Annotated in this window: 14 protein-coding genes, 1 tRNA gene and 1 pseudogene; 7 read left to right on the top strand and 9 right to left on the bottom strand. The window is 63.8% G+C overall.

The window, feature by feature from the left end; genetic code table 11:
• Nucleotides 1-77 precede the first annotated feature (77 nt).
• Nucleotides 78-162: transfer RNA gene (locus tag Q0Y42_RS01030), tRNA-Leu, on the top strand.
• Nucleotides 163-181: 19 nt separating this feature from the next.
• Here the strand turns inward: Q0Y42_RS01030 and Q0Y42_RS01025 are convergent.
• From Q0Y42_RS01025 to Q0Y42_RS00995, 7 genes and pseudogenes are all read right to left on the bottom strand, one after another.
• Nucleotides 182-2,020: a LuxR C-terminal-related transcriptional regulator gene (locus Q0Y42_RS01025; protein WP_297799206.1), complete on the bottom strand. Its 1,839-nt coding sequence runs from the start codon at nucleotides 2,018-2,020 to the stop codon at nucleotides 182-184.
• Nucleotides 2,017-3,207 carry an HlyD family efflux transporter periplasmic adaptor subunit gene (locus Q0Y42_RS01020; RefSeq protein ID WP_297799204.1) on the bottom strand — a complete coding sequence of 397 codons (1,191 nt, stop codon included), beginning with the start codon at nucleotides 3,205-3,207 and terminating at the stop codon, nucleotides 2,017-2,019. The genes Q0Y42_RS01025 and Q0Y42_RS01020 overlap by 4 nt, the downstream gene beginning before the upstream one ends.
• Nucleotides 3,200-5,320, bottom strand: coding sequence for a type I secretion system permease/ATPase (locus tag Q0Y42_RS01015; RefSeq protein ID WP_297799202.1), 2,121 nt, complete (start codon nucleotides 5,318-5,320; stop codon nucleotides 3,200-3,202). Before Q0Y42_RS01015 ends, Q0Y42_RS01020 begins: the two co-directional genes overlap by 8 nt.
• Nucleotides 5,317-6,594: a TolC family protein gene (locus Q0Y42_RS01010; protein ID WP_297799200.1), complete on the bottom strand. Its 1,278-nt coding sequence runs from the start codon at nucleotides 6,592-6,594 to the stop codon at nucleotides 5,317-5,319. Before Q0Y42_RS01010 ends, Q0Y42_RS01015 begins: the two co-directional genes overlap by 4 nt.
• A gap of 124 nt (nucleotides 6,595-6,718) precedes the next feature.
• The gene (locus Q0Y42_RS01005) at nucleotides 6,719-13,093 is read right to left on the bottom strand and encodes an Ig-like domain-containing protein (protein ID WP_297799198.1); all 6,375 of its coding nucleotides are present in this window, start codon (nucleotides 13,091-13,093) and stop codon (nucleotides 6,719-6,721) included.
• A gap of 170 nt (nucleotides 13,094-13,263) precedes the next feature.
• Nucleotides 13,264-13,701, bottom strand: coding sequence for a nuclear transport factor 2 family protein (locus Q0Y42_RS01000; protein ID WP_297799196.1), 438 nt, complete (start codon nucleotides 13,699-13,701; stop codon nucleotides 13,264-13,266).
• Between the two features lie 11 nt (nucleotides 13,702-13,712).
• Nucleotides 13,713-15,728 (bottom strand): annotated as a pseudogene (locus Q0Y42_RS00995) (NADPH-dependent 2,4-dienoyl-CoA reductase).
• A gap of 112 nt (nucleotides 15,729-15,840) precedes the next feature.
• Between Q0Y42_RS00995 and Q0Y42_RS00990 the strand changes: the two are divergent.
• The 3 genes from Q0Y42_RS00990 to Q0Y42_RS00980 all read left to right on the top strand — a co-directional run bounded on the left by Q0Y42_RS00990 (nucleotide 15,841) and on the right by Q0Y42_RS00980 (nucleotide 19,826).
• A complete protein-coding gene (locus Q0Y42_RS00990; protein WP_297799193.1) occupies nucleotides 15,841-16,392 on the top strand; it encodes a PadR family transcriptional regulator in 552 nt (183 codons plus the stop codon).
• A 111-nt stretch (nucleotides 16,393-16,503) separates the two neighbouring features.
• Nucleotides 16,504-17,748 carry a multidrug effflux MFS transporter gene (locus Q0Y42_RS00985; protein ID WP_297799191.1) on the top strand — a complete coding sequence of 415 codons (1,245 nt, stop codon included), beginning with the start codon at nucleotides 16,504-16,506 and terminating at the stop codon, nucleotides 17,746-17,748.
• A gap of 53 nt (nucleotides 17,749-17,801) precedes the next feature.
• Nucleotides 17,802-19,826: a M1 family metallopeptidase gene (locus tag Q0Y42_RS00980; RefSeq protein ID WP_297799188.1), complete on the top strand. Its 2,025-nt coding sequence runs from the start codon at nucleotides 17,802-17,804 to the stop codon at nucleotides 19,824-19,826.
• Between the two features lie 79 nt (nucleotides 19,827-19,905).
• Here the strand turns inward: Q0Y42_RS00980 and Q0Y42_RS00975 are convergent, their stop codons facing one another.
• Nucleotides 19,906-20,406: a hypothetical protein gene (locus Q0Y42_RS00975; protein ID WP_297799186.1), complete on the bottom strand. Its 501-nt coding sequence runs from the start codon at nucleotides 20,404-20,406 to the stop codon at nucleotides 19,906-19,908.
• A gap of 211 nt (nucleotides 20,407-20,617) precedes the next feature.
• Between Q0Y42_RS00975 and Q0Y42_RS00970 the strand changes: the two genes are divergently transcribed.
• Nucleotides 20,618-21,583, top strand: coding sequence for a complex I NDUFA9 subunit family protein (locus tag Q0Y42_RS00970; protein WP_297799184.1), 966 nt, complete (start codon nucleotides 20,618-20,620; stop codon nucleotides 21,581-21,583).
• 64 nt (nucleotides 21,584-21,647) lie between these two features.
• On the opposite strand, the gene Q0Y42_RS00965 is transcribed toward Q0Y42_RS00970, so the two are convergent.
• Nucleotides 21,648-22,454 carry an undecaprenyl-diphosphate phosphatase gene (locus Q0Y42_RS00965; protein ID WP_297799182.1) on the bottom strand — a complete coding sequence of 269 codons (807 nt, stop codon included), beginning with the start codon at nucleotides 22,452-22,454 and terminating at the stop codon, nucleotides 21,648-21,650.
• 121 nt (nucleotides 22,455-22,575) lie between these two features.
• Here Q0Y42_RS00965 and Q0Y42_RS00960 point away from each other — a divergent pair, with 121 nt between their 5' ends.
• Together Q0Y42_RS00960 and Q0Y42_RS00955 are read left to right on the top strand one after the other, a co-directional pair.
• Nucleotides 22,576-23,484 carry a cation diffusion facilitator family transporter gene (locus Q0Y42_RS00960; protein WP_297799180.1) on the top strand — a complete coding sequence of 303 codons (909 nt, stop codon included), beginning with the start codon at nucleotides 22,576-22,578 and terminating at the stop codon, nucleotides 23,482-23,484.
• 82 nt (nucleotides 23,485-23,566) lie between these two features.
• The gene (locus tag Q0Y42_RS00955) at nucleotides 23,567-24,253 is read left to right on the top strand and encodes a glutathione S-transferase family protein (RefSeq protein ID WP_297799178.1); all 687 of its coding nucleotides are present in this window, start codon (nucleotides 23,567-23,569) and stop codon (nucleotides 24,251-24,253) included.
• The last annotated feature ends 23 nt before the right edge of the window (nucleotides 24,254-24,276 follow it).

Here is a 24,276-nt window from a genome sequence, read left to right as displayed (position 1 = left end):
GGGGCGGCGTTTTTCTTTTCACCAACCGATTGACCACAGCGAAGGCATCGCTAGATTGCGCCTCCTTCCCAGACCGTGCCGGTGTGGTGGAATTGGTAGACGCGCCGGACTCAAAATCCGGTTCCGCAAGGAGTGTCGGTTCGAGTCCGACCACCGGCACCATGGGACCTTCCCCGAAAACCTATCCGTTGCGGCGGCTCGGCTCTGCCAGATAGTGCGGCCCGACGATACGCATCAGGTCGGCCAGTGACCGTGCGCCAAGCCTGTCCATCAGGTGCGCGCGATGGGCCTCGACGGTGCGCGGGCTGAGGTTCAACTGCGCCGCGATCACCTTGTTGGTGCCGCCCGCCAAAAGACCTTCCAGCACCTGCCGCTCACACTTGGACAGGGCGGCAATCCGCTCGGCGCTGTCGGAGGGGACGATCTCGTCCTTGACGGGCGGCGGGATGGCTTCGCGCACGGCGGCCAGAAGTTCGGCCCTTTTCACATCCGGCGGCAGGACCGTCTGGGCACCGTTCCGCATCAACTCGACCACCTCCAGCGTCGTGGTCTCTGACTGGGCCAGCACCAGCCACGGGAAATGGGCACGGTTGCGCGACAGCATGTCCAAGGCCCCGCCCAGATCATCGCGGGGCTGGCCCGAGCGGATCACCACCGCCCCGCGCCGCAGGTCGCCAAGGCTGATGGCGAAATCCTCCAGACTGTCGAAACGATGGACCCGCGCCCCCAACAGCGACAGACAACGCGCCAGCCTGCCCCGCTGGGCCGGATCGTCACCGATCATATCGATCAGATAGATGCGCTGCTCCGGTCGCTTCTCGACAGGGGCCAGCACCCCGCCCAGTTTGCGGACCACACCGTCCGGGCTTTCAATGGAAAAGACCGTGACATGCACGTCGCGCTCGGTGCCATCGGGCGTAAAAACGGTCCAGAGGTCCTCGGCCACACCGCCTTCAGCCGCGATGGAGAAGGTATCGTCCGCACGCTCGCGCTGGTCCGGCGGAAGGCGCATCAGCCAGTCGGCCCACAGTTCCGGCGGCCCCTCAAGATTGAGCCCCCACTCCTGCCCCCCGACCGGATCGAGCGGTCGCATCCGGCCCGTCTCGATATCCGCCACAAAGGCGAACTGCTCGCGGCCATAGCGGTCATAGGCGGGCCGCGCGCCATAGGGGCCTTCGTGTTCGGCCAGCACCCGCGTGGCGGCACTGGCTGCGTCATGCCAGTGCTGGATATCCACACCCGAACCCGCCCAGGCATGGACCGCGCCCTTCACATCCGTCAGCGGCGTGAAATGCATCAGGCACCACCGTACCCCCGCCGAGGCCGAGCGGACGCGCACCTGAATGGTCATGGGCGTCTTGGTGGCCAGATGGCCCTGAAGCTCGGTCATCAATACCGCCAGATCGGGGGACAGGATGATCCGCGACAGGTCCAGCCCTTCCATCTTCTCGACGCCGATGAACTGTCGTCCCAGACGGTTGATCCAGATCGGACGCCCGACCGGATCAGTCCGCCATAGATAGCGAGGCTGCTGGTCCATCAGGCCCAGCATGGCTTCCTCACTGGCCACCAGCGCCTGTTCGGCCAGTTTGCGCGCCGCGATGTTAAACAACAGGACCAGCCGTCCCCTGACCCGCCCCTCGGCATCGTGCAGCGGCGACTGGTTCACCTGCCACCAGTCGGTGACGCCTTTGGCCGCGATGGACACCTCGCTGCCGCCCGCGCGATAGCTGACCAGCGACTTCCACAGGGCATCGCTGGTGTCACCGACAGATTGCCCCTGTACGAGGTTGCGGTCGGAGAAGGCCTGTTCAAACGCGCCGTTGAAAAACAGCCGCGCATCAGGCCCCCACAACAGGGCCGCGGGCACGCCCATTGGCAGCATATAGGCCAGCGCAGACAGCAGTCCCTGATCCCACGATGCCAGCGGACCGAGAGCATGCCGCGACCAGTCCCGCGCCAAAATGCGCTGACCCTCGGCGGTGGCTTCCAGTGCGGGGGTAAAGGGCGCGGCGATCATGTCAGTCGCGCCTTCAACAGCGGTTTGAGGAGATAGGACAGGATGGTGCGCTGGCCCGACTGCACATCGACCTGCGCCACCATGCCGGGGCGGATCGGCAGGCGCCGGCCATTCTTTTCCAGATAGGCGCGGTCGGTACGGATCAGCACGCTATAGAAGGCCATCTTCCCGCGCGGCGTGTCCTCCTCGATCGTGTCCTCGCTGATCTGTTCGACACTGCCCGGAAGGTCGCCATAGACCGTATAGTCATAGGCGGTGATCTTGACCCGTGCGGGCATGCCCTCGCGCAGGAAGGCCACATCGCGCGGCTGAATCTTCACCTCGACCAACAGCTGGTCCTCGACGGGGGTCAGCTGCATGATCGGCTGGCCCGGCTGGACCACCCCGCCACGGGTGGTGATCATGATGTCATTGACCCGCGCCTTGACCGGAGCCGTCAGCTCGGTGCGTTCCAACTGGTCGCGCCGCTGGTTCAGGATCTGGGTCTGGGCGGCCAGTTCGGCCTTCTTCGACGCCAGTTCCGAATAGGCTTCCTGCATATAGGTGTTGCGGACCTCGGTCTGTCGCCCGGTCAGGGCCGCGATATCCTTGCCCAGACGAAGCGACTCCACTTCGGACACCACGCCGCGCTCGGCCAAGGGGCGGACCATGGACAGCTGGCGCTGGGCATAGCTGGTTTCCGATGACAGGGCGGCGAGCGTGGCATTCAGGTTGTGACGACGGGCGCGAAACAGGGCGCGCTCGGAGGCGATCACCGGATCATTCGCGGGGATGGTGTCGGGGAAGCGGATTTCCGTCTGGCCCAGCACCTCGGCCTCGAGGCGGGCAATGGCGGCGGTCAGGGCCTTGACCTGAGCCTCGGTCTCTCCGGCGGCGGTGTTGAAGCGAGTGTCGTCCAGCTTGGCCAGCACCTGACCGGCTTCGACGATCTCGCCCTCGCGCACCATCAGATCACTGAGGATGCCGCCTTCCAGACTCTGGATCGTCTGCACGCGGCTGTTGGGCACGATCTTGCCCTCGCCACGCACCACCTCATCCACCGTGGCCCACGACGACCAGACCACAAAGATAAAGACCACACCGACACAGGCCCACAGTATGGGGCGGGCCAGAGGATGGGCCTCGCCCTCGCGGGTGTCGGCAAGGGCGCGGCGCAGCTGGCGCGAAATGGCGCGGTCACTAGCCATGGGCCACGCGCCCCCTATGCACCACACCACCTGTCGCCGGACCGGACCCGACCACGCGGCCATTGGACAGGGCCACCATGCGATCCGTCAGCGTCAGGACCGAGCGACGGTGGGTGGCGATCACAGCCGTCCGTCCCTCCAGCCACTGTTTCAGGAAGCCGATCAGGCGCGCTTCGTTATTCTGGTCAAAGGCCGCCGTCGGTTCGTCCATCAGGACAATGCGCGGGTCCTGCAGGATCAGTCGCGCCATGCCGATGGCCTGACGTTGGCCGCCCGACACGCTTCCGCGTCCCACCAGTGGCAAGTCCAGTCCCTGCGGATGGGCGCGCACATAGCCGCCCAGCCCCACCGCGTCGAGCGCATCCAGCAAGTCGTCATCGGAGTGACGCCCGCCATCCAGCGTCAGATTGTCCCGCAGCGTGCCGTGGAACAGCACCGCATCCTGCGGCAGGTAGCCGATCGCGTGGCGACGGTCTGCCGGATCGATCTGGCTGAGGCTGACATCGTCCAACAGCAGACGCCCCGCCGTGATGTCGCCAAGGCCCGACAGCGACCGCAGCAGGGTCGACTTGCCCGCACCATTGCCGCCAATCAGGGCAATCCGCTCGCCCGGATGGATTTCCAGCCTCTGGATGTTGAGCACGGGCGCGGCGTCAGCACCAAAGGCCACCTCGACGCCTTCGAGTTTATAGTGGCCCTGAAGATCGGTTTTGCGGGTGAAGGTGCGGTCCTGCGGGCGCTCGACAGGGGCAGCCATCAACTGGTCCAGCCCTTCCAGCGCGACCTTGATGTACTGCCAGCGCGACATGATGCCGACGAACTGGTTGGTTGGCGAAATCGCGCGCGACACCAGAAGCGAACAGGCAACCAGCGCGCCCATGGTCATGTGACCGCCCGCGATCTGATAGACGCCGATCACCACAGCCCCGACATAGGCCAATTGCTGGACGCTGGACCCGATGGCGCTGAGCGCTGTCGAGAGGTTGCGTGTCTTGAGGCCGGACTCCGCCAGCGTCGCCGACATCAGATCCCATTGGCGCAGGTTCCGCCCCTCGCCCCGTGCGGCTTTCAACCCTTCCAGATTATCGACGGTTTCCAGCAGCAGACCGTGTTTGACCGCCCCTTCGCGCAGGTTCTCTCGCGACAGGGCCGCCATCTTGGACTGCATCAGCCATGCGGGCACGATCATCAGGATCACCGCCGCCAAGGGTGCAAAGGCCACCGGACCGCCCAATATGGCAATCACCCCGATAAACAGCAGGATGAAGGGCGCATCGCTGAAGGCGGCGACGGTCGAGGCGGTGAAAAACTCGCGCACCGACTCGAACTCTTTCACCTGACTGGCAAAGGCCCCCGTCGATCCCGGCTTGGCCGACAGGCGCACGGCCATGACCTGCTCAAACAGTCGCGACGACAGTTTGAGGTCCAGCGACTTTCCCGTCGCCTCCAACAGATGTGCGCGGAGCTGACGCAGCAACAGCTCCAACAGGATGGCGATCACCACGCCGGAGGCCAGCACCCACAGGGTCGGAAAGTTCGACGTGGGCACCACGCGGTCATAGACCTGCATGGCAAACAGCGACGTGCCCACCGCCAGAAGGTTGGCAAAGATGGCGGCGGCCCCGACCTCGATAAAGCTGGGCCACGCCTCGGCGACCGTGCCGCGCAGCCAGTGCCTAGGCTTGGGGCGGGCATAGGCCCCCGCGCGGTCATCGCTGCGATAGACCGGACGGGCAAAAACCATCTGTCCCGCATAGTTGGCCTTCAGCCGCTCCATCGGCACCAGATGGGCACCGCCATCGGTAAAGGGGCTGAGCACAATGGCCTGATCACCGTCGCGCCCCGCAAACACCAGCGTGCGCCCGTTCTTCAGCAGCAGCAGGGTCGGGAACAAATCATCCGGCACATCATCCAGCGCCAGCGGCACCACCCGTGCCGACAGCCCCGCGCGCCGCATGGCCCGCCGTACCTGATCCAGCGGCAGGCGGCCATCTTCCAGCGGCAGCCCGTCGCCCAACATGGCGGCTGTGGTCTTGCAGCCCAGCTCTGCGGCCAACAGGCTGAGGCCTTCTCTTAGGGGGTCAACCTCCGGGGGGAGAGGGCGGCGGGTCATCGGCTGGCGGTCCCCCCCGATGGGGCGAGAGCCTCGGCAAGCAGCCCCAATTGGGCGGCGGCCCTGTACTGGGTGCGCAACCGTTCGATGGTCAATTCGATAATCTGCCGCTCGGCCTCGAAATATTCGTTCTCCATCAGGACGAGGTCCTGAATGTCGCGGCGACCGACCACAAACTGCTCGGCATAGGTCGAGCGCACCTGATCGGACTGGCTGACCTGATCGGCCAGCGCATTGATGCGGCCTTCGAGAGCGCGGTCGGAGACCTGTAGCGAGGCCACCTTGCGGCGCAGTTCGCGGGCGATGGTTTCGGTGCCCAGCCGCGCCGCATCGCGACGGGCCTGTTCGGCGCGCGGGCGCTGGAACGCCGATAGCCCCTGTTGGGTGTTCATACGAAGGCGTAGGCCGATCGAAGAGTCATCGATCAGCCGCCCGCCGATCTCGCGCTTTTGCACCGATCCCTCGACCACCAGGCGCGGACGGGCCGAAGCCCTCGCCTCGGCATAGGAGGCATCGGCCGCCTCGGCGGTATGGACGGCCCGGCGATAAAGCGGCGACGCCGTGATGGCGGCCTCAAGCTGCGGACCACTGGCGACGGCAGCCATAAAGGCCGGTTGGTCGGGGATCAGGACACGGGTAGCGGGATAGCCGACCAGTTCCTGAAACGCATTTTCGGCCTCGGCCAGATCGCCGTTCAGGCGGGCACGTGTCGCCTGTGCGGTCGAGACGGCCAGATTGGCCCGCCCCAGCTCCGCCTGATCCGAATAGCGGCCCGCCACCCGTTCCTGCGCCATGCCCTGAAGGCGGGACAGGCGTTCGATATGGCCACGAATGAGATCGAGCTGGGCACGGCCCTGGGCGATATCCAGCCACAGCTCCACCACTTCCAGCGCCACATCGTCGCGCTTGATCAGATAACTGGCACGCTGTTCAGCGGTGACGGCATCGGCGCGTTGCACGGTCGCGCGAATCTGACCCCAGTCGTAGAGGGTCTGGGACAGGCTGACGTCATAACCGACACCCGCAGATTCCGGACCCGCCGAAGCATTCAGCGCAGGCAGGTAACCGTTACGGGCAATGTCGCCCTCGACCTCGGCCACCTCGACCTCGGCATAGGTGGCCCGCACATCGGGATCGCGCCGCAACGCCTCTCGGACAGCCGCCGCCATCTCTGCCTCGCCAGCAGGGTCGCGGGCCAAGGCTGGCGTGCCTGCCGACAAGACCAGAGCCAGAACCGCCGCTGCTGTTGGTTGCCCTACCCGAAAGAACCGCACCTTTACGCCCCCGCTCTGGAATATCCGACTCAGTGGTGAGTTTGAGATAACAATGAAACACTAAACCGAGAGGTTAAGCTTCACCATGCCCTGCGTGTTTTCCGCAGGGCATGGTGAGCCATCGTCAGATCACCAGGTCGTGGTGATCGTCACTCAGGGGCGGGAGCGGCGCGGTAAAGACCGGCTCTGCCGCAAAGCCGTGATCAAAGGCCGTTCCGGAAGCGGCGAGGGCATCGTCCTGAAGACCGGCAATCACCAGATCGTCGTCCTCAAGCCACTGGTCGAAATCGACGCCGTCATCGCAGTCGCCGCGTCCCCAATCGCCGCCGTGGTCGTGGCCATAATCATGATCCGGCACATCGATGAGGTCCTGATCAAAGGCGAACGTCCTGAAGCCCGTGCTGCCCCCCACCAGCGGCTGGTTGATGCTGTTGAGCGCATTGACGTTCAGGAAGGACGACAGGGTCGCCTCGGACGACTGGCCCCACACATCCTCGGCATAGAGGGTCATATTGGCCAACAGATCGACCGACAGCAGGCTGCTGGACAACAGGTCCCCCTGAAGATCAACCAGACGCACGGTAGCGAGGAATTCGTTGATCTGTTCATTGTCCAGCGGGTCGCCGGACGCCGAGGTGATCACGATCCGTGCCGAGGGTGCGACCACGCCCAGCAGACCCTCATTGGCCACCAGCTGGACGTTATAGCCATACAGGGTCGCCAGGCTTTCATCATAGGCAAAGCCCAGCGGCGACAGGTTCACTGCCAGCAACGGACGATAGGCCACCTCGACCTTGGCGAGGTTGTTGTCCGCATCGGCGACCAGCAGGTCCTGACCGTTCAGGCTGTAACCCAGCAGCCCCCCCGTCAGGAACCAGCTGTCGGCTTCGGCACCGACTACCGGAGCGTGGTTGCCCGCCCCCGGGGTCAGCAGGTCCTCACTGATGATGACCGACGTCTGACCGCCATCGCCGTCGCCATCGACCACATCGGCAATGATCTCAAGATCGCCATGGCCACCCGCCGACGAAGTCTTCAGCACATCGACGATCAGCTTATTGCGCGCCAGCAGGTCATTGATGATCGCGACATCGCTGTCGAAGCCGGCGGTCAGGTCAACGCCCTTCAGCAGGATGCGGTGATCGGTGGCGATCTGGTTCATCGGGCCATAGCCACCCGCAAAGGCCCCCACCGTCGAGATGTGGATCACAGTCCCTTCGGCCGTGGCCTCAAAGTGCAGATAGTTGGCCAGATTGCCCGCGGTCTTGCCGATGCGCCCCTCGCCCTGCAGCAGGCTGGACAGATCCAGCACATCGCCGCCGCTCGACAGCGAGGCGTTGCTGAAATCCTCGATCACGTCGCGCAGGGTAGAGTTGATGCCGAACGCATCGCCCTTTTCAAAGCGGAACAGGTCCGATCCAGCCCCGCCCGTCATGATATCGACGCCCGTCCCGCCGATCAGGATGTCGTTACCATCACCGCCGTTGAGGATGTCATTGCCCGCGCCGCCACGCAGCAGGTCGTTGCCGCGATTGCCGTTCAGGACATCGTCGCCACCGTAACCATAGAGGCGGTTATCCAAGCGGTTGCCCGTCGCATTGTCGTTGCCGTTCAGCACGTTTGAGTCGTTGTTACCCGACACGTTCACGTCAGGCAGAAGCGCTTCCAGCAGACCCTTGCCCACTCCAAGGTCAGCCAGTTCCACATCGCTCAGGCTGGTTTGCTCACCTCTGGAGTCGGTCGCAACCATGCTCAGCCCCGACAGGACGGAGGCCGTCAGGACGTTATTGCCGAAAGTGACCGAGCCTAGAAACTCGTTCAGCTTCCAGCTGTCCATTTGGCCGCCATCCAGCGCCGTAATGGTGATGCCGATGTCGCCGAACAGACCGGCACCGCCCAAGGCCTGCCACGGCGTCTCGGTGATCTTCAGGCCCAGTTCAAAGGCCAGAGCGGCATTATAGTTGAACGAGCCGATAGACAGCAGCGAGCGGCTGGACAGCTTCAGAGAGACAAGGTCGTTGTCCGCATCCGTCGCCGTATAGAACTGTTGCGTATCCAGACGGATGACACCCAGCACATTGGCATCGATCAGACCCAGCAGGCCGCCCGAAGTGGCCATGCCCACAACAGGATTGGACGGCGTGGCGACCTGTGCGCCCTGTCCGGTCACATCCACCGAATAGGCTCCGGTGGCGGTGTCGATCTCGACGGTTTCACCGCGCACAGTCGTCAGGCGGATGACATCGCCATCCACCGACCACGAGATCACGGTCGAAGAAGTGCCGGTCGGGCTCAGTTGGCCGGACGCATCACGGGTAAAGGTCAGACCATCCACCGTAACCGAGCGCAGCTCACCGCCATCGGCCCCCATATCGGTGACCAGAGTGCCGACCACCGTGCCCGGCGTGGCCGGAGACACCGTTCCAGGCGCCGCCAGCACCGGAGCGCCATCGGCAATGGCGACATTGATGGCACCCGTGGCCGAACCGGTATCGTCGGTAGCCGTAACCGTGATCGGCAGGATCAGGGTGTCACTGTTGGCAGGGTGGTCGATGCCGTCAAACAGCTGGACCTCATAGCCCCCCTGCGCATCGACCGAAGCCAGGACGACCAGACGTCCACCCGCGCGGCCTTCCAGCGCGCCGTCATTATTCAACGACCAGACGATGGTCTCGCCCTTGGACGTAAAGGTCGCCGTCGGGCCCGAAAGCACCAGCGACACCGATCCCGTCACGTCTTCCAGCGGCAGATTGCCGGTGGCGACAGCCGACAGATCACTTTCGCTGAGGCTGGCAGAAGCGGTACCCGGATCCAGCTGAACCGCATCCACCGCGAACGAGACGGGGCTCGACGAAGCCGAGCTGTTGCCCGCTGCGTCCACGATACGGGCAGAGACCTGATAGGCCCCGTCCGGCAGGGCCGAACCGAGGGGCACGCCCACCGTTCCGGCCAGCAGGTCGCCAGCGGTGATGACATGTTCGACCGTCGTCGTTCCGGCAGGGCCGGTGATCGAGACCATGATCTTGTCACCGGCCTCCGCGTCCTGCGGCAGGCTGACCTGAGCGGTCACACCATCAGCCAGCTCAGCATCGTCAATGACACCGTCAGCGGCCGCCGGAACCGACACGCTGGGAGCAGATGGCGCGGCCAGATCGACCTCATAGGAGCGGGTGGCGGTGAAATCCTGAACGCCCTCGGCGGTCGTGGCACGAACCACGGCGGTCAGGGTGCCACCGGTCAGCATGCTGCCGGGCAGGCCGATGGAGAAACGGCCATCGGCGGCCACCACACCGTTAAAGGTGGTGTTGCCCAGAGTGATCTGGACGATGTCGCCAGCCTGATATTCGCCCGTCACCTGACCCGAGACGATGACGCTGCCCTGGGCTTCGGCGGCGTTGATGACATCGTCACCGGCCACCGGATCGAGGCTTACCGTCGTACCGCTGGCAACGGGCAGAATGTCGTATGACACCGGATCGGACGCAGGCGATGTACCGCCGCTGCCCACGATTGTGGCCGACACCGTATAGGTCCCCGCAGGGCCTGCCGGAATGGTCAGGGTCACCGACCCCGCGGCGATATCGCCTGCGGTCAGCTGGTACTGCATAATCTCGCCGTCCTGATCGGACAGGATCACGGTGTCACCCTGTGCGGAGTTCGGCGTCAGGGTCACGACCACCTGAATACCGTCAGCGGCCTCGGCACCGGTTACGCCATCTGCCGCTTCGGGAATATCAACCGAGGGCTTGGGCGGGGTGACCACGCTCGTATCGACCGTGATCGGAACCGGAGCGGATACCGGACTGACCCGGCCATCGGCGACTTCCACCCGCGCGGTGACCGAATAGGTGCCATCGCTGAAATTGCTGCCGATATTGATGCTGGCATAGCCAAAGGCGATGTCATCGCCCGTGATGGTGTGCGTCACCGAATAGGGCGCGCCCATGGAGCTGACGACCACGATGATGGTGTCGCCCACATCCGAGCCCTGGATCAGGTTGACGCGGACCTCGATACCGTCAGCCAGCTCATCGGCATCGATACCGTCGACGGCCTCCGGCACAGTGACGACAGGCGCATCCAGCGGGAAGCTGCCGTGGTTCGGCTCACCGGCGATGACCTCGAAGTCCACCGTGTTGGAGTTGGGGCTGGTGCGCCCGTCATCCGACACAACATAGGCGTAGGCCGAGTACAGGCCATCGACGTGGCGGCCGATATTGATCTCGACATAGCCGTAGGCGATGTCGTCGCCGACCATCTCCTGCTCGAAGGTATAGACCACGCCACCTTCGCCCTGCAGCACGACATAGAAGATATCCCCCACGTCCGAGCCTTCAGGCAGGCTGATACGCACGGTAATACCATCCGCCAGTTCGTCGGCGTCGATACCGCCCGCAGCCTCGTCAATCGTCAGAACCGGCTGACCCAGCGGGTCGCCCGTAACGATATCCGGCGCATAGGCAATGGCCGGCTGGGACGGGTTGCCCGCTGCATCACGCAGCACAACGCCCAGCTCTCCGCCCGTCTGTTGCGGCGGCACCAGATCAACGCTGAAGGTGCCATCGCCATTTACCGTGCCCGTACCGACAAGGTTGCCGTTCTCGTCGCGGACGTCAATCGTGGCGCCGGCTTCGCCACGTCCGGTCATGACGGTCCCGTCCAGGGTCACGCTCAGATCCGTCGCCGCATCGGGCGGGGTCAGATCGGGACCCGTAGCCGTCACTGGTTGTGAGCTGTTGCCCGCCTCGTCCGTCAGGACCACACGGACCACATCATTGTTGACCAGTGTCGGCGAGACCGGAACCGAGAAGGTGCCGTCCGCGTCCACCTGACCGGAACCAATCACATTGCCGGAAGCATCGCGGATCTCCACCGTGGCACCGACCTCGCCGCGACCTTGAACGCGGGTACCGTCGGCACTGACGGAGACATCGCTGGCCGCATCGGGAGCCGTCAGGTCAGGGGCCGTCGCCGTTGCGGGCGGCGAGCTATTTCCGGCCTCATCGATCAGCACCACCCTCACCCTCTCGCTGTCCAACAGCGCGGGGGACAGCGGGAGCGAGAAGGTGCCGTCCGCGCCCACCTGCCCCGAGCCGATCACATTGCCGGAAGCATCGCGGATTTCGACCGTGGCGCCGGCCTCGCCACGACCTTCAACGCGGGTTCCGTCCGCACTGACGGTTACATCGCTGGCTGCATCAGGAGCGGTCAGGTCCGGGGCCGTCGCCGTTGCGGGCTGGGAGGTATTTCCAGCCCCGTCCGTCAGCACCACCGTCACCGTCTCGCTATCCACCAGCGCGGGGGACAGCGGAACCGAGAAGGTGCCGTCCGGCCCCACCTGACCCGAGCCGATCACATTGCCGGAAGCATCACGGATTTCGACAGTGGCACCGGCCTCGCCCCGACCTTCAACACGGCTACCATCCGCACTGACGGAGACATCGCTGGCCGCATCAGGGGCCGTCAGGTCCGGTGCCGTCGCCGTTGCGGGCTGGGAGGTATTTCCGGCATCGTCGATCAGCACAACCGTGACCGTCTCTGCATCCACCAGAGGCGGCACGAGCGGGATGGTAAAATTGCCGTCGGCGCGGATTGTGGTTTCGGCCAGAACATTGCCGTTGCCGTCCCTGATCTCGACGGTCGCGCCGGGTTCGCCCCGACCGGTCAGTTCGGTTCCATCAGGGTTGATCTCCACATCCGAAGCCGCCGCGGGCGGGGTGATATCCGGTGCAAAAATCTGGGCCGGGTCCGACACATTGTTGGCTGCATCGGTCGCCACCACCGTCACCGTCTCTCCGTTCTGGAGCGGCGGATTCAAGGTGACTGAAAAAGTGCCGTCCGCGCCTGCGGTAACGGTCCCGATTACCTGCCCCTGTGCATCGCGCACGGTAACAGTCGAACCGGGCTCTGCCGAGCCGGAAAGGGTGCTGCCGTCCGCCGCAAATACCAATCCGGTAGGGGCGGCGGGCGGTGTGGTATCGGGCTGGCCATCAGGCGTCGGATCGGTGTTCTTGTCATCGTCCTGTGCCTGCGCGACGGCAACGCCTGCAACAGCCGCGCCGGCCACGACCGCCATGATGTTGGTCGGAGATGTGCCGCTGTTGGAAGTGCTGTTCTCGCCCGGGGTTTCCGTCAGACTTTCGAACGGAGCGGGCTCGCCCGCACTGGTGGATGACAGGGCCATGGGACCATCGGTGACGGCCCCCGTCTCCATCGCGACCAGACCGTTTTGGCCATCCATCAGCAACAGGTCTTTGACGTTCAGCCCCTCATAGAAGTTCTGGACGGTCAGCAGTTCACCATTGGGGCCGTACACCAGCAGGTTCGCCCCTTCGCGAACCATGCCGGTGATGTTGCTCGCATACTCGGCGAGGTAAATACGATCGAAACCGGCCACATTTACCAAGCCCTGAACGTTCAGGGTTTCAGCAGCGGCAGCCGAGGCTTCACCCGCGACAAGCTTGGCCTTGACGATAAAGGCGTTCGTTTGGGCAGGCATACATACGCTCCAAGGGTCACGCGCCACAGCGCTACAGTTCGACCCAAGGAACGTTACAAATCACCGTTCGGTTGCTACGTGATACTACTAGGTATTTCCCGACAACATCATGTTTCTGCAAGATTTTATGGTTTAAAATTTCTTAACGCCGTTAAGCCTTAAACGTAAAATCAGCCGCCTTTATAAGCCGGTAACAAATGTCCCAGACGGGCCGCCATGGCCGCGCCAAGGGCTTGAAGTCCATTGAACGGACGCACCATGACCTCGAAGTCGGTGATCAGGCCGTTCTCGTCGAACTGGATCATGTCGATGCCCTTCAGGGACTTGTCCCCGACCTTGGCCGAAAACTCCAAAACGACACTTAGGCCATCAGCACCCGCGAAACTGCGGTGATAGGTAAAATCCTCAAACACCTCGATGACATTGCTGAGCACCAGCACGACAGCATCGGCGCTCTCATAACCCTTGAAGGCCATGGGCGAGCGGAACACGGCATCGGGATGCAGGATGGCGCGCAGCGTCTCCATGTCCTTGTTCTCGACCACGCCATGCCAGCGTTCCAGCGTGGCCACGACGTTCGGGTTCAAGTGTGTTTCCTGTGTCAGCATGATCATCCCTCCTAGATAGCAGCGGCCAGAACCGTGCCCTGATTGATGGCCCGTTTGGCATCCAGTTCGGCGGCAACGTCCGCCCCGCCAATCAGATGGACCGACGCGCCTTTCTCGGTCAGGGCCGCGTGCAGCGAGCGTTCCGGTTCCTGACCGGCGCAGATCACGACTGTGTCGGCCTCGATCAGCTGCGGCTGGCCGTCGATGGTGACGTGGACGCCCTTGTCGTCGATCCGCTCATAGGTGCAGCCGGGGATCATGCCAACGCCCTTGGCAACCAGACCCGCGCGGTGGATCCAGCCCGTGGTCTTGCCCAAGCCTGCACCGACCTTGGTGGTCTTGCGCTGCAGCAGGGTGACCTGACGCGCGGGCGCGTGCGGTTGTGGCTCTTTCAGGCCGCCCGCGGTCGACTAGGTGCGATCCACGCCCCATTCGGTGTTGAACAACTCAAGGTCCTGCGACGGGCTGGTGCCTTCATGGACAAGGTATTCAGCCACGTCGAAACCGATGCCGCCCGCGCCGATAATGGCGACCTTCTCGCCCACCGGCTTCTTGTCCCGCAGGACATCGAGGTAGCCCAGCACATTGGGGCCATCCACGCCTTCGATGGCAGGGCGGCGCGGCGCGATACCCGTGGCCAGCACCACCTCGTCAAAGCCGTGCAGATCGTTGGCGCTGACGCGAGTGTTCAGTTTCACGCTGACGCCCGTCTGTTCGAGGCGACGGCCGAAATAGCGCAGCGTCTCGTAGAACTCTTCCTTGCCCGGCACCTGTTTGGCGATGTTGAACTGGCCGCCGATCTTGTCGTCGGCATCGAACAGGGTGACGGCGTGGCCGCGCTCGGCTGCCGTGGTGGCAAAGGCCAGACCTGCCGGACCGGCACCGACCACGGCGATGGTCTTTTTGACCTCTGCCGGTTTGATGACGATTTCCGTCTCGTGGCAGGCGCGCGGGTTCACGAGGCAGGACGTGATCTGCAGGCTGAAGGTGTGGTCCAGACACGCCTGATTGCAGCCGATGCAGGTGTTGATGTCCTCGGCTCGGCCCTCGGCGGCCTTCTTCACGAACTCGGCGTCGGCGAGGAACGGGCGGGCCATGGAGACCATGTCCGCATTGCCTTCGGCCAGCACCTGTTCGGCGACTTCCGGCGTGTTGATGCGGTTGGTCGCCACCAGCGGGATGCCGACCTTGCCCATCAGATTCTTGGTCACCCACGCAAAGGCCGCGCGCGGCACCTTGGTGGCGATGGTGGGGATGCGGGCCTCGTGCCAGCCGATGCCGGTGTTGATGATGGTGGCACCGGCCTTCTCGATGGCTTGCGCCAGCTGGATCACCTCGTCCAGCGTAGAGCCGCCCTCCACCAGATCCAGCATAGACAGGCGGTAGATGATGATGAAGTTCGGGCCGACCTTTTCGCGCACTCGGCGGACGATCTCGACGGGGAAGCGGATGCGGTTCTCGTAGGAGCCGCCCCATTCGTCGTCGCGCTGGTTGGTGCGTTCGGCGATGAACTCGTTGATGAGATAGCCTTCGGAGCCCATGATTTCCACGCCATCATAGCCGGCGTACTGGGCCAGATGGGCGGCGTTGACGAAGTCCTCGATGGTCCGTTCGACCTCCTCGCCTGTCAGCGGGTGCGGCACGAAGGGGTTGATCGGGGCCTTGATGGCCGACGGTCCGACCAGCTCTGACGAATAGGCATAGCGGCCAAAGTGCAGGATCTGCATGGCGATCTTGCCGCCCGCATCATGCACGGCCTGGGTCACGACCTTGTGGTGGTCGGCCTCTTCGGTCGTGGTCATCTTGGAGCCACCCGGCCACGGCGCGGCGCGGCTGTTGGGCGCGATACCGCCCGTGACGATCAGACCAACACCGCCTGCCGCGCGTTCCGCATAGAAGGCGGCCATACGGTTGAAGCCGTTGGGCGCTTCTTCCAGCCCGACGTGCATGGACCCCATCAGCACACGGTTTTTCAGCGTGGTGAAGCCCAGATCAAGCGGGGCGTTCAGATGCGGATAATGGGTCATGTCCATGCCTCAGGTGGGGTCTTTCAACCCTATCTAGAACACCGACGAAAAGTTTTTGCAACGGGTTGCAAAACATTTGTGCTTTGGCCGGAAACACGGTTTAGTCAGGCCCATGTCCCTGCCGCACGCCCTGTTGACCGCCCTGATTGAATCCCCCGGTTCCGGGCTGGAATTGGCCAAGCGGTTCGACAAATCCATCGGCCATTTCTGGCAGGCCACCCACCAGCAGATATACCGAGAATTGGCCAAGCTGGAGGCCGAGGGACTGATCGCCTCGGAAGCCGAAGCCGAGGCGCGGGGGCGCAAGCGCAATTATCACGTCCTACCCAAGGGCCGCGCGCTGTTGGAAAGCTGGCTGGGCGAGGAAGAACCGGTCCCGCCCCTGCGCGATACGCTGATGGTGAAGCTAAGGGCCGAGGCCGTTCTGGACAGCACAGACGGGGCCCGCGCCCTGCGTGCCCGTATGCAGGCGCGTCTGGACCAGCACCGCGCCAAGCTGGAGCAATACCGCCAGTTCGAGACGCGTGATCTGGCCAAGGGCCTGAACGACCGCGCCAGCCAACTGAGGCACATGATCCTGAAGGCGGGCCTTCGCCATGAAGGCGGCTGGGTCGAGACGCTGGAAGAGGCTCTAGCCCTGCTGGATCAACCGGAAAATACCTAATCCCCTCCATTTCCACACGGAAAGCGGGATTTAAGATCACGGTTCATACAAATCTTGTATCAAGCCGCATCTCGGCTTGCGCCCGCGTTCGACAACATTCATCTGCGCCTGATGACAAACGCCACGACCCCCAAAATCAAAGGCCCCGGCTTTGCCGAGTTCGTCTGCCTGATCGCCATCATGATGGCGCTGAACGCGCTGGCCATCGACGCCATGTTGCCTGCCCTGCCGGCCATTGGTGCCGATCTGGGCGTCGTGCACGAGAATACGCGCCAGTGGATTATCACTGCCTATCTGCTGGGATTCGGGGTCGCGCAACTGGCCTATGGCCCGCTGTCGGACCGTTATGGCCGCAAGTCGGTACTGCTGAGCGGCATCGGCATCTATGTGACCTTTTCGGTCGTCGCGGCCTTTTCGCACAGCTTTGCTCTGCTGCTTCTGGCCCGCGTCGGCATGGGTATCGGGGTCGCCGCCACGCGCGTGCTGGCCGTGTCCATCGTGCGTGACCGCTATGAGGGCCGCACCATGGCCCGCGTCATGTCCCTGAGCTTCCTCGTCTTCCTCGGCGTGCCGATCCTTGCGCCGACCGTGGGTCAGCTGATCCTGTTGATCGGTCCGTGGCAGTGGATCTTCTGGCTGTTTGCGCTGTTCGGTGCCGGCTTCATGATCTGGGCCGGTCTTCGCCTGCCTGAAACCCTGCATCCGGAAGACCGCCGCGAAATCCGTCTCTCCCCGATCGTCGAAGCCTTCACCCAGGCCCTGACCAACCGTCAGGCCATGGGCTACACCCTCGCCATGACCTTTATCGTCGGGGGTCTGTTCGGCTTCATCAACTCGGCCCAGCAGATTTTCTTCGACATCTTCAAGGCCCCGCAACTGTTCACCACCGTCTTTGCGCTGGTGGCCTGCGGTATTGCGGTTTCGTCGCTTCTGAACTCGCAACTGGTCGAGAAACTCGGCTCGCGCATGATCTCGCACTCGGCCCTGCTCGGCTTCATTTTCTTCAGCCTGATCCATGCCGGTGTGTCGCTGTCGGGCCATGACAACATCTGGACCTTCTCCATCCTGCAAGGCTGCAAGATGTTCTGCTTCGGTCTGGTTGCGGGCAATTTCGGCTCCATGGCGATGGAGCCGATGGGCCATATCGCTGGCACCGCCTCGTCGGTACAGGGCTTTATCTCGACCATCGTGGGCGCGCTTCTGGGCTTTGCCATCGGCCAGAGCTTTAACGGCACGACCGTCCCGCTGACGGTCGGTTTTGCCCTGCTCGCCATCACCGGACTTGTGCTGGTGCTGTGGGCCGAAAAGGGCAAGTTGTTCAAAGCCCGACATTCATCACACAAGCCTGTAACTTGATCTTTCCACCAGAACGGGGCCACTTCGGCAGCATCTGAATTCAGGAGCTGCCGATGAACCTTCGTCTGGCTGGCAAGGTATCCGCCCTTGCCCTCGCAACCGCCTTGGCTACCAGCCTCGGAGCCTGTGCCACCTCCGGCACCGCGCCCGAGGCCCGCGCCAGTGTCCCGCAGGCCCAAACCTCGGCCGCAACTTCCGCTGCGGCTGCCGCTCTCGAAGCCGCACAGGCCGCAGGCGAGGCCAAGACGGTCCGCGGCTATTACATCAACGACGTGCATTCCTATGCGCGTCCCAATGATGCCGCCGTCACCCACGTCGCGCTGGACCTGACCGCCGACTTTGCCGCCAAGACCCTGAGCGGCACCGCACAGCTGGTTGTCGGCGTGCAGGCAGGCGTGGGCGAGGTGGTGCTGGATGCCAAGGGCCTCGACATCAAGTCCGTGACCGACGCCAGCGGTGCCGCCCTTCCCTTTACGCTGGGCGCATCGGACCCGATCAAGGGCCAGCCCCTGACCATCACCGTTCCGGCCTCGGCGAGCCAGCAGGTGATGGAAATCACCATCCACTATTCCACCCGCCCCGATGCCTCGGCCCTGCAATGGCTGAGCCCGCAACAGACGGCAGGCGGCCAGCACCCGTATCTGTTCTCTCAGGGACAGGCCATCCTGACCCGCACCTGGATCCCGACCCAAGACAGCCCCGGCATCCGCCAGACCTATAGCGCCCGCATCACCGTGCCCGAGAGCCTGCGCGCCGTCATGTCGGCCGAGAACCTGTCGCCTGAGGGCGTCGCCGCAGGCAACGGCCAAAAGACCTATAGCTTCAACCTCGACAAGCCGATCCCGCCCTATCTGATCGCGCTGGGCGTTGGCGATATCGACTTCAAGGCCTTCGACCACCGCTCGGGCGTGTGGACCGAACCGGGCGAGCTGGAGCGCACGCACCACGAACTGGTGCCGACCGCGCCGATGATCGACGCCGCCGAGGCCCTCTATGGTCCGTATCAGTGGGGTCGCTATGACCTGCTGGTCCTGCCGCCCAGCTTCCCGTTCGGCGGCATGGAAAACCCGATGATGACGTTCGCCACGCCGACCATCATCGCGGGCGACCGCTCGCTGGTGTCGCTGGTGGCGCACGAGCTTGCCCACAGCTGGTCGGGCAACCTCGTCACCAACGCCACATGGGACGACTTCTGGCTCAACGAAGGCTTCACCTCCTATTTCGAGAACCGCATCATGGAGGCCATCTACGGCCACGATGCCGCGGTGCAGGAACAGGTTCTGGCATGGACGGGCCTGCAGGAAGAACTGGCCACGCTCGATCCGGCGGACACCCGCCTGAAGCTGGACCTGCAGGGTCGCGATCCTGACGAGGGCATGAACACCATCGCCTATGACAAGGGCGCGGCCTTCCTGCGCACCATCGAACGCATCGCGGGCCGCGAGAAGTTCGATGCGTGGATGCGCGGCTATTTCGAGCGCAACGCATGGCGTCCGATGACGACCGACCGCTTCATGGAAGACATCCGCACCCATCTGGTGAAGGGCGATGCCCAGATGGAAAACGCCCTGATGCTGGAGCAGTGGGTGCACCAGCCGGGCCTGCCGTCGAACGCCGTGGCTCCGGTCTCGAATGCCTTCACCGTGGTCGATCAGGCCGCCGAGGCCTTCTATGTTGCCAAGGGTCCGGCCTCGGCCATTCCGTGGGCCAACTGGAACACCCAGCAGCGCCAGCACTTCCTGTCATGGCGTCCGACAGACGGGGCCAAGTCATGGCTGACCACGACACAGCTGGATGATCTGCAGTCCACCCTGTCGCTGAACGAGACCGGCAATGCCGAGGTCCTGTTCGCATGGCTTCAGGTCGCGCTGGCCCACCGCTACGAGCCTTCGGTGGCGACGGCGGACCACTTCCTGACCAGCGTGGGTCGACGCAAATTCGTCTATCCGCTGTTCCAGACCCTGTGGGGTCAGGGCGACTGGGGTCAGGCGCACGCCCGCGCCATCTATGCCAAGTCGCGTCCGCTCTACCATCCGGTCACGACCAACTCGGTCGATACCCTGATCGGTCGCCAGTAAAAACAGACCAACCCAGTAAAAAGGCCGCCTTCCAATACGGAGGGCGGCCCTTTTTCTATTCGAATTATACCTGTCGGGGTCAGTCCAGCGCGCCACCACGCGCTGCGGCCATCACACATTCCTGAAGTCCGGCCAGATACTGCTGGGCGTCGTGTTCAGCCCCTGCGTTCAAGCTGTCCTTGATGCGGCTGAACGCCTCGTCCGAAACGGCGTCCTTGGAGTCGGGATCGGGCAGACGGTCCTGCCAGTATTCCTGCACCATCATGAAGGAGGCGTCGGGCTCTTCATGGCGCGCCGACAGCTTTTCCATCAGCAGTTCCATATGGGCCGCGCACACCGTCGACTGTTGCAGAGACGGATCGATATCCTGAAGCAGGGCCGGTGCCAGCAAGGGACGACGCACGCGGACAACAGCGGGTCGCACGGTGGCCGGAGCCGACACCGTCTGTGCCTGGGGATATGCCCCTGCCATAGCCAGCAGGGCCAGTGCCGCGATCATCTCGATTACCTTTCGTCCCTCGGGGGTAGGGGGGCAGGAAAATACAACGACAATGAACAGGACCTGAGCAGATCCGGTCATGCCACAACATGCTTACCGGATAGTCACGTCTGTGCGGTTTCGTTCCCTTATCGGCCACTAATACAGGGGCGCGTGGCGCAAAGGTCACGCCCGACAGGCCGGAAACGGGCCCTTTTCTTGCGGGTCGGGCCCGCATCGGTTAAGCCCCCGACGTAGATTTCGTCGCATCCGCCACGGGGCGGAGCGATATGGTGTTTGGAGCACGCAAAGAATGGCTGAACTTGCCCCCGGTCTGGTGACCATTTTCGGAGGCTCGGGCTTTGTAGGCGCTCAGGTGGCGCGTGCCATGGCCCGTCGCGGCTGGCGTATCCGCATCGCTGTGCGCAAGCCCGCACTGGCGCATGAGCTGCGTATGGCCGGCGATGTCGGTCAGGTTCAACTGACCCTGTGCGACATCACCAAGAAGGACGATGTCGTCGCCGCCCTGCAAGGCGCGGATGCGGCCATCAATCTGGTTGGCATCCTGTGCGAGACCGCAGGTCGCAAGTTCGACGCCATCCACGTCGAAGGCTCGCGCAACATCGCCGAGGCCGCTGCCGCCGCTGGCGTCAAGCAGCTGGTGCAGATGTCGGCTCTGGGTGCCGACGTTAACAGCGCTGCCGACTATGCCCGCACCAAGGGCGAGGCCGAACAGGCTGTCCGTGCCGCCTTCCCCTCGGCCGTTGTCGTGCGTCCGTCGGTGATCTTCGGCTCGGAAGACCAGTTCCTGAACCGTTTCGGCAATATGGCCGCCCGCATGCCGGTGATGCCGATCATCGAGGGCGAAAGCCGCCTGCAGCCGGTCCACGTTCTGGACGTGGCCGAGGCCGTCGCCCGCCTGACCGTCAACCCGCAGTTCGCGGGCGAGACCTTCGAACTGGGTGGTCCGGCCGTTTGGACGATGAAGCAGGTCATCGACTATGTGCTGGCGGAAACCGGTCGTGACCGTCTCGCCATCGCCCTGCCGACCGTCGCGGCCAAGGCTGTCGCCTCGCTGACCCAAATCCCGGCGGCCATTGGCCTGACCCCGGCCCTGACCGTCGATCAGGTCAAGATGCTGGCCACCGACAATGTCGTGTCCGAAGGAGCGAAGGGCTTTGCCGATCTGGGCATCGAGCCGGTCGGCATGAAGGCCATCGCCGAGGGCTATCTGTGGCGCTACCGCAATGGCGGTCAATACGCCACCGTGACCGCCTGATCCGGCAGGTCTCGACCCGATAAAAAAGGGGCTCCGATCCGGAGCCCCTTTTCTTTTGCCTGTCTTAGAAGCCACCCGTGACGGCCAGACCGATCAGGCCCGCGACACCGACGATGATCCGCCACCATGCGAAGGGGCCAAAGCCGCGCTTGGACACAAAGTCGAGCAGGAATTTCACCACCGCCAGACCGGCGAGGAAGGCCGAGACAAAGCCGATGGCAATCAGACCGATATCGTCAAAGTTCAGCGTGGCGCGGTTCTGCAGCAGGTCCCAGAACACCGCCGAGCCCATGGTCGGCAGGGCCAGAAAGAAGCTGAACTCGGCCGCCGAGCGCTTGTCGGTACCCAACAACAGACCACCCGCAATGGTCGCCCCCGAACGCGACACGCCCGGGATCATGGCCAGACACTGGGCCAGACCGATCAGGAAATAGACGCGGATCGGATATTTGTCGGCATCCAGATAGACCGGCACCTTCTTCATCCTGTCCAGCGCCAGCAGCAGGAAGCCGCCCACGATCAGGGCGATACAGATCACCAGCGGCGTCTCGAACAGCACCTGTTTGATGAAATCATAGGCGGTAAAGCCGATCACCACCGCAGGCAGGAAGGCCACCAGCAGGCCGATGATGAAACGGCGCGCCTCGGCATCGGTCGGCCAGCGGATCGCCAGATGGATCAGTTTCTTGAAATAGATGCTGATAATCGCCAGCAGGGCGCCCAGCTGGATGACGATTTCGAACGTCTTGCCCGTGCTTTCAAAGCCGAGGAAATGCCCCAGCAGCAGCAGGTGCCCCGTCGAAGACACCGGAATGAACTCCGTGAGCCCCTCAACGATCCCCATCAGGATCGCAATCAGCCAATCCGCCATTGTTCCTCGCTGTGATCAGGTGTGGCGCAAATCATGGCCAAACCGGTTTAACCCGACTGTCTTAGTCCCGTGCGGCCTTTGCCGCCATTGGCGAAACGCACCTTTTGCGCGACAAGGGGGCATGAACGAGGCCGTACACGATCCCGCAGCCGTAAACCGCCGCATCACCACCTTGAGTGTCGCGGTGGCGTGCATACTGGTTGTCGCCAAAGGGTTTGCCTATGGCGCGTCGGGATCGGTTTCCATACTCGCCTCGCTGACGGATTCGGCGCTGGACCTGCTGGCCTCGCTGACCACCTTCTTCGCGGTGCGCTGGGCCGCCGCCGCGCCGGACAACGAGCACCGCTATGGCCACGGCAAGGCTGAAAGCCTCGCGGCTCTGGTGCAATCGGGTCTGGTCGCGGCCTCGGCCGTCTTCATCGGACTGGAAGCGGTGCGCCGCATCTTCAATCCGCAGCCGGTGACAGGCGGCGGATGGGCCATCGGTGTGACGGTCTTTTCAATCGCCGTCACCGCATGGCTGATCTGGCAACAGGGCCGCGCCATCCGCAGCTCGGACTCCATGGCGGTAAAGGGTGACCGCGCCCACTATTCTGCCGACCTTGCCGCCAATGCCGTTGTACTGATCGGGGTGATTTCAGGAGCCCTGCTCAGGGCACCGGGGCTTGATGCCGCCGCAGGTCTGGTCGTGGCCGTCTGGCTAGGATGGGGAGCCTTCGGGCTGGCGCGTTCCGCAGCAGGGCACCTGCTGGACGAGGCCGCGCCCGATGAGGTCCGCAATGCTGTTGTGGCCGCCGTGCTGGAAGACGAGCGCCTGACCAATGTCCACCAACTGCGGACCCGCATGGCGGGCAATACGCTGATGGTGCAGATGCACGTGGATGTGGATCGCAACCTGACGCTGGCCGACGCGCATGAACTGGTGGTTGCAGCCGAGCGCCGCGTGATGGCACTTCAGCCCGATGTGGATGTGATTATCCATGCCGACCCTGCGCCGACGCCACCGAACACCCTTGTTCCGCAAACATAAATTCTGAAATCTGTATTTTTCTGCGCGTCACGCATCGCGGTAAACGCACTCTTAACGTGCGTCATGGTTTGAGGGTTGTGAAATGTCAGCCCCTGCCGTCCTCTATCACTTCGCCTTTCATCCGGCCTCGCGCGCGGCGCGCTTGGCGCTGGGCGAAGCCAAGATCGACTGGGGCGAGGAACTGGTCCGTCCGTGGGACGAGAACTGCCCGCTGTTCGAGCTGAACGCGTCGGGCATGCCGCCGGTGCTCAGCATCATAGAGCGCGGCAAGACCATCCACCTGTGCGAACTGGACGCCATTCTGGGCTGGATCGAGGACCGCTCCAAGACCGAAGTCCTGCTGTCCAGCGACATCGCCGAACGCGCCGAGGCCCGTCGCCTGACGACCTGGTTCGCCCGTCGTTTCTCGGACGATGTGGATTCCATCCTGCTGCACGAGCGGGTTGAAAAGCCGCTGCTGCGTCTGGGTTCGCCCGATGCCCGCCAGCTGCGCGAGGGCCGCGAGGCGCTGAAGCACCACCTCGTCATGCTGGAAGAGCTGGCCGCCGGCCGTGAATGGCTGGCCGGTCGCCGCATCAGTCAGGCCGATCTGGTCGCCGCCGGTCACCTGTCGGTGCTGGACTATTTCGGCGAGATGCCGTGGGGCGTCGTGCCCTCGCTCAAGATCTGGTACTCCAAGATCAAGTCGCGCCCCTGTTTCCGCACGCTTTTGTCGGACCGCCTGCCCGGCGTGTCCCCGGCCAGCTGGTACACGGACCTCGACTTCTAAGCCTGCAACGGCGTAGAGGGCGC

This window comes from uncultured Brevundimonas sp., assembly GCF_947305955.1.
Lineage (GTDB): Bacteria > Pseudomonadota > Alphaproteobacteria > Caulobacterales > Caulobacteraceae > Brevundimonas.
Note: the sequence above shows the minus strand (reverse complement) of the source record. Positions and strands in the feature narration are given on the sequence as shown.

Bases quoted from the DNA above. Each gene is read 5' to 3' on its own strand.
- Q0Y42_RS01025 (WP_297799206.1), bottom strand. From the start codon at position 2,020: ATGATCGCCGCGCCCTTTACCCCCGCACTGGAAGCCACCGCCGAGGGT.
- Q0Y42_RS01020 (WP_297799204.1), bottom strand. From the start codon at position 3,207: ATGGCTAGTGACCGCGCCATTTCGCGCCAGCTGCGCCGCGCCCTTGCC.
- Q0Y42_RS01015 (WP_297799202.1), bottom strand. From the start codon at position 5,320: ATGACCCGCCGCCCTCTCCCCCCGGAGGTTGACCCCCTAAGAGAAGGC.
- Q0Y42_RS01005 (WP_297799198.1), bottom strand. From the start codon at position 13,093: ATGCCTGCCCAAACGAACGCCTTTATCGTCAAGGCCAAGCTTGTCGCG.
- Q0Y42_RS01000 (WP_297799196.1), bottom strand. From the start codon at position 13,701: ATGCTGACACAGGAAACACACTTGAACCCGAACGTCGTGGCCACGCTG.
- Q0Y42_RS00990 (WP_297799193.1), top strand. From the start codon at position 15,841: ATGTCCCTGCCGCACGCCCTGTTGACCGCCCTGATTGAATCCCCCGGT.
- Q0Y42_RS00985 (WP_297799191.1), top strand. From the start codon at position 16,504: ATGACAAACGCCACGACCCCCAAAATCAAAGGCCCCGGCTTTGCCGAG.
- Q0Y42_RS00980 (WP_297799188.1), top strand. From the start codon at position 17,802: ATGAACCTTCGTCTGGCTGGCAAGGTATCCGCCCTTGCCCTCGCAACC.
- Q0Y42_RS00975 (WP_297799186.1), bottom strand. From the start codon at position 20,406: ATGACCGGATCTGCTCAGGTCCTGTTCATTGTCGTTGTATTTTCCTGC.
- Q0Y42_RS00970 (WP_297799184.1), top strand. From the start codon at position 20,618: ATGGCTGAACTTGCCCCCGGTCTGGTGACCATTTTCGGAGGCTCGGGC.
- Q0Y42_RS00965 (WP_297799182.1), bottom strand. From the start codon at position 22,454: ATGGCGGATTGGCTGATTGCGATCCTGATGGGGATCGTTGAGGGGCTC.
- Q0Y42_RS00960 (WP_297799180.1), top strand. From the start codon at position 22,576: ATGAACGAGGCCGTACACGATCCCGCAGCCGTAAACCGCCGCATCACC.
- Q0Y42_RS00955 (WP_297799178.1), top strand. From the start codon at position 23,567: ATGTCAGCCCCTGCCGTCCTCTATCACTTCGCCTTTCATCCGGCCTCG.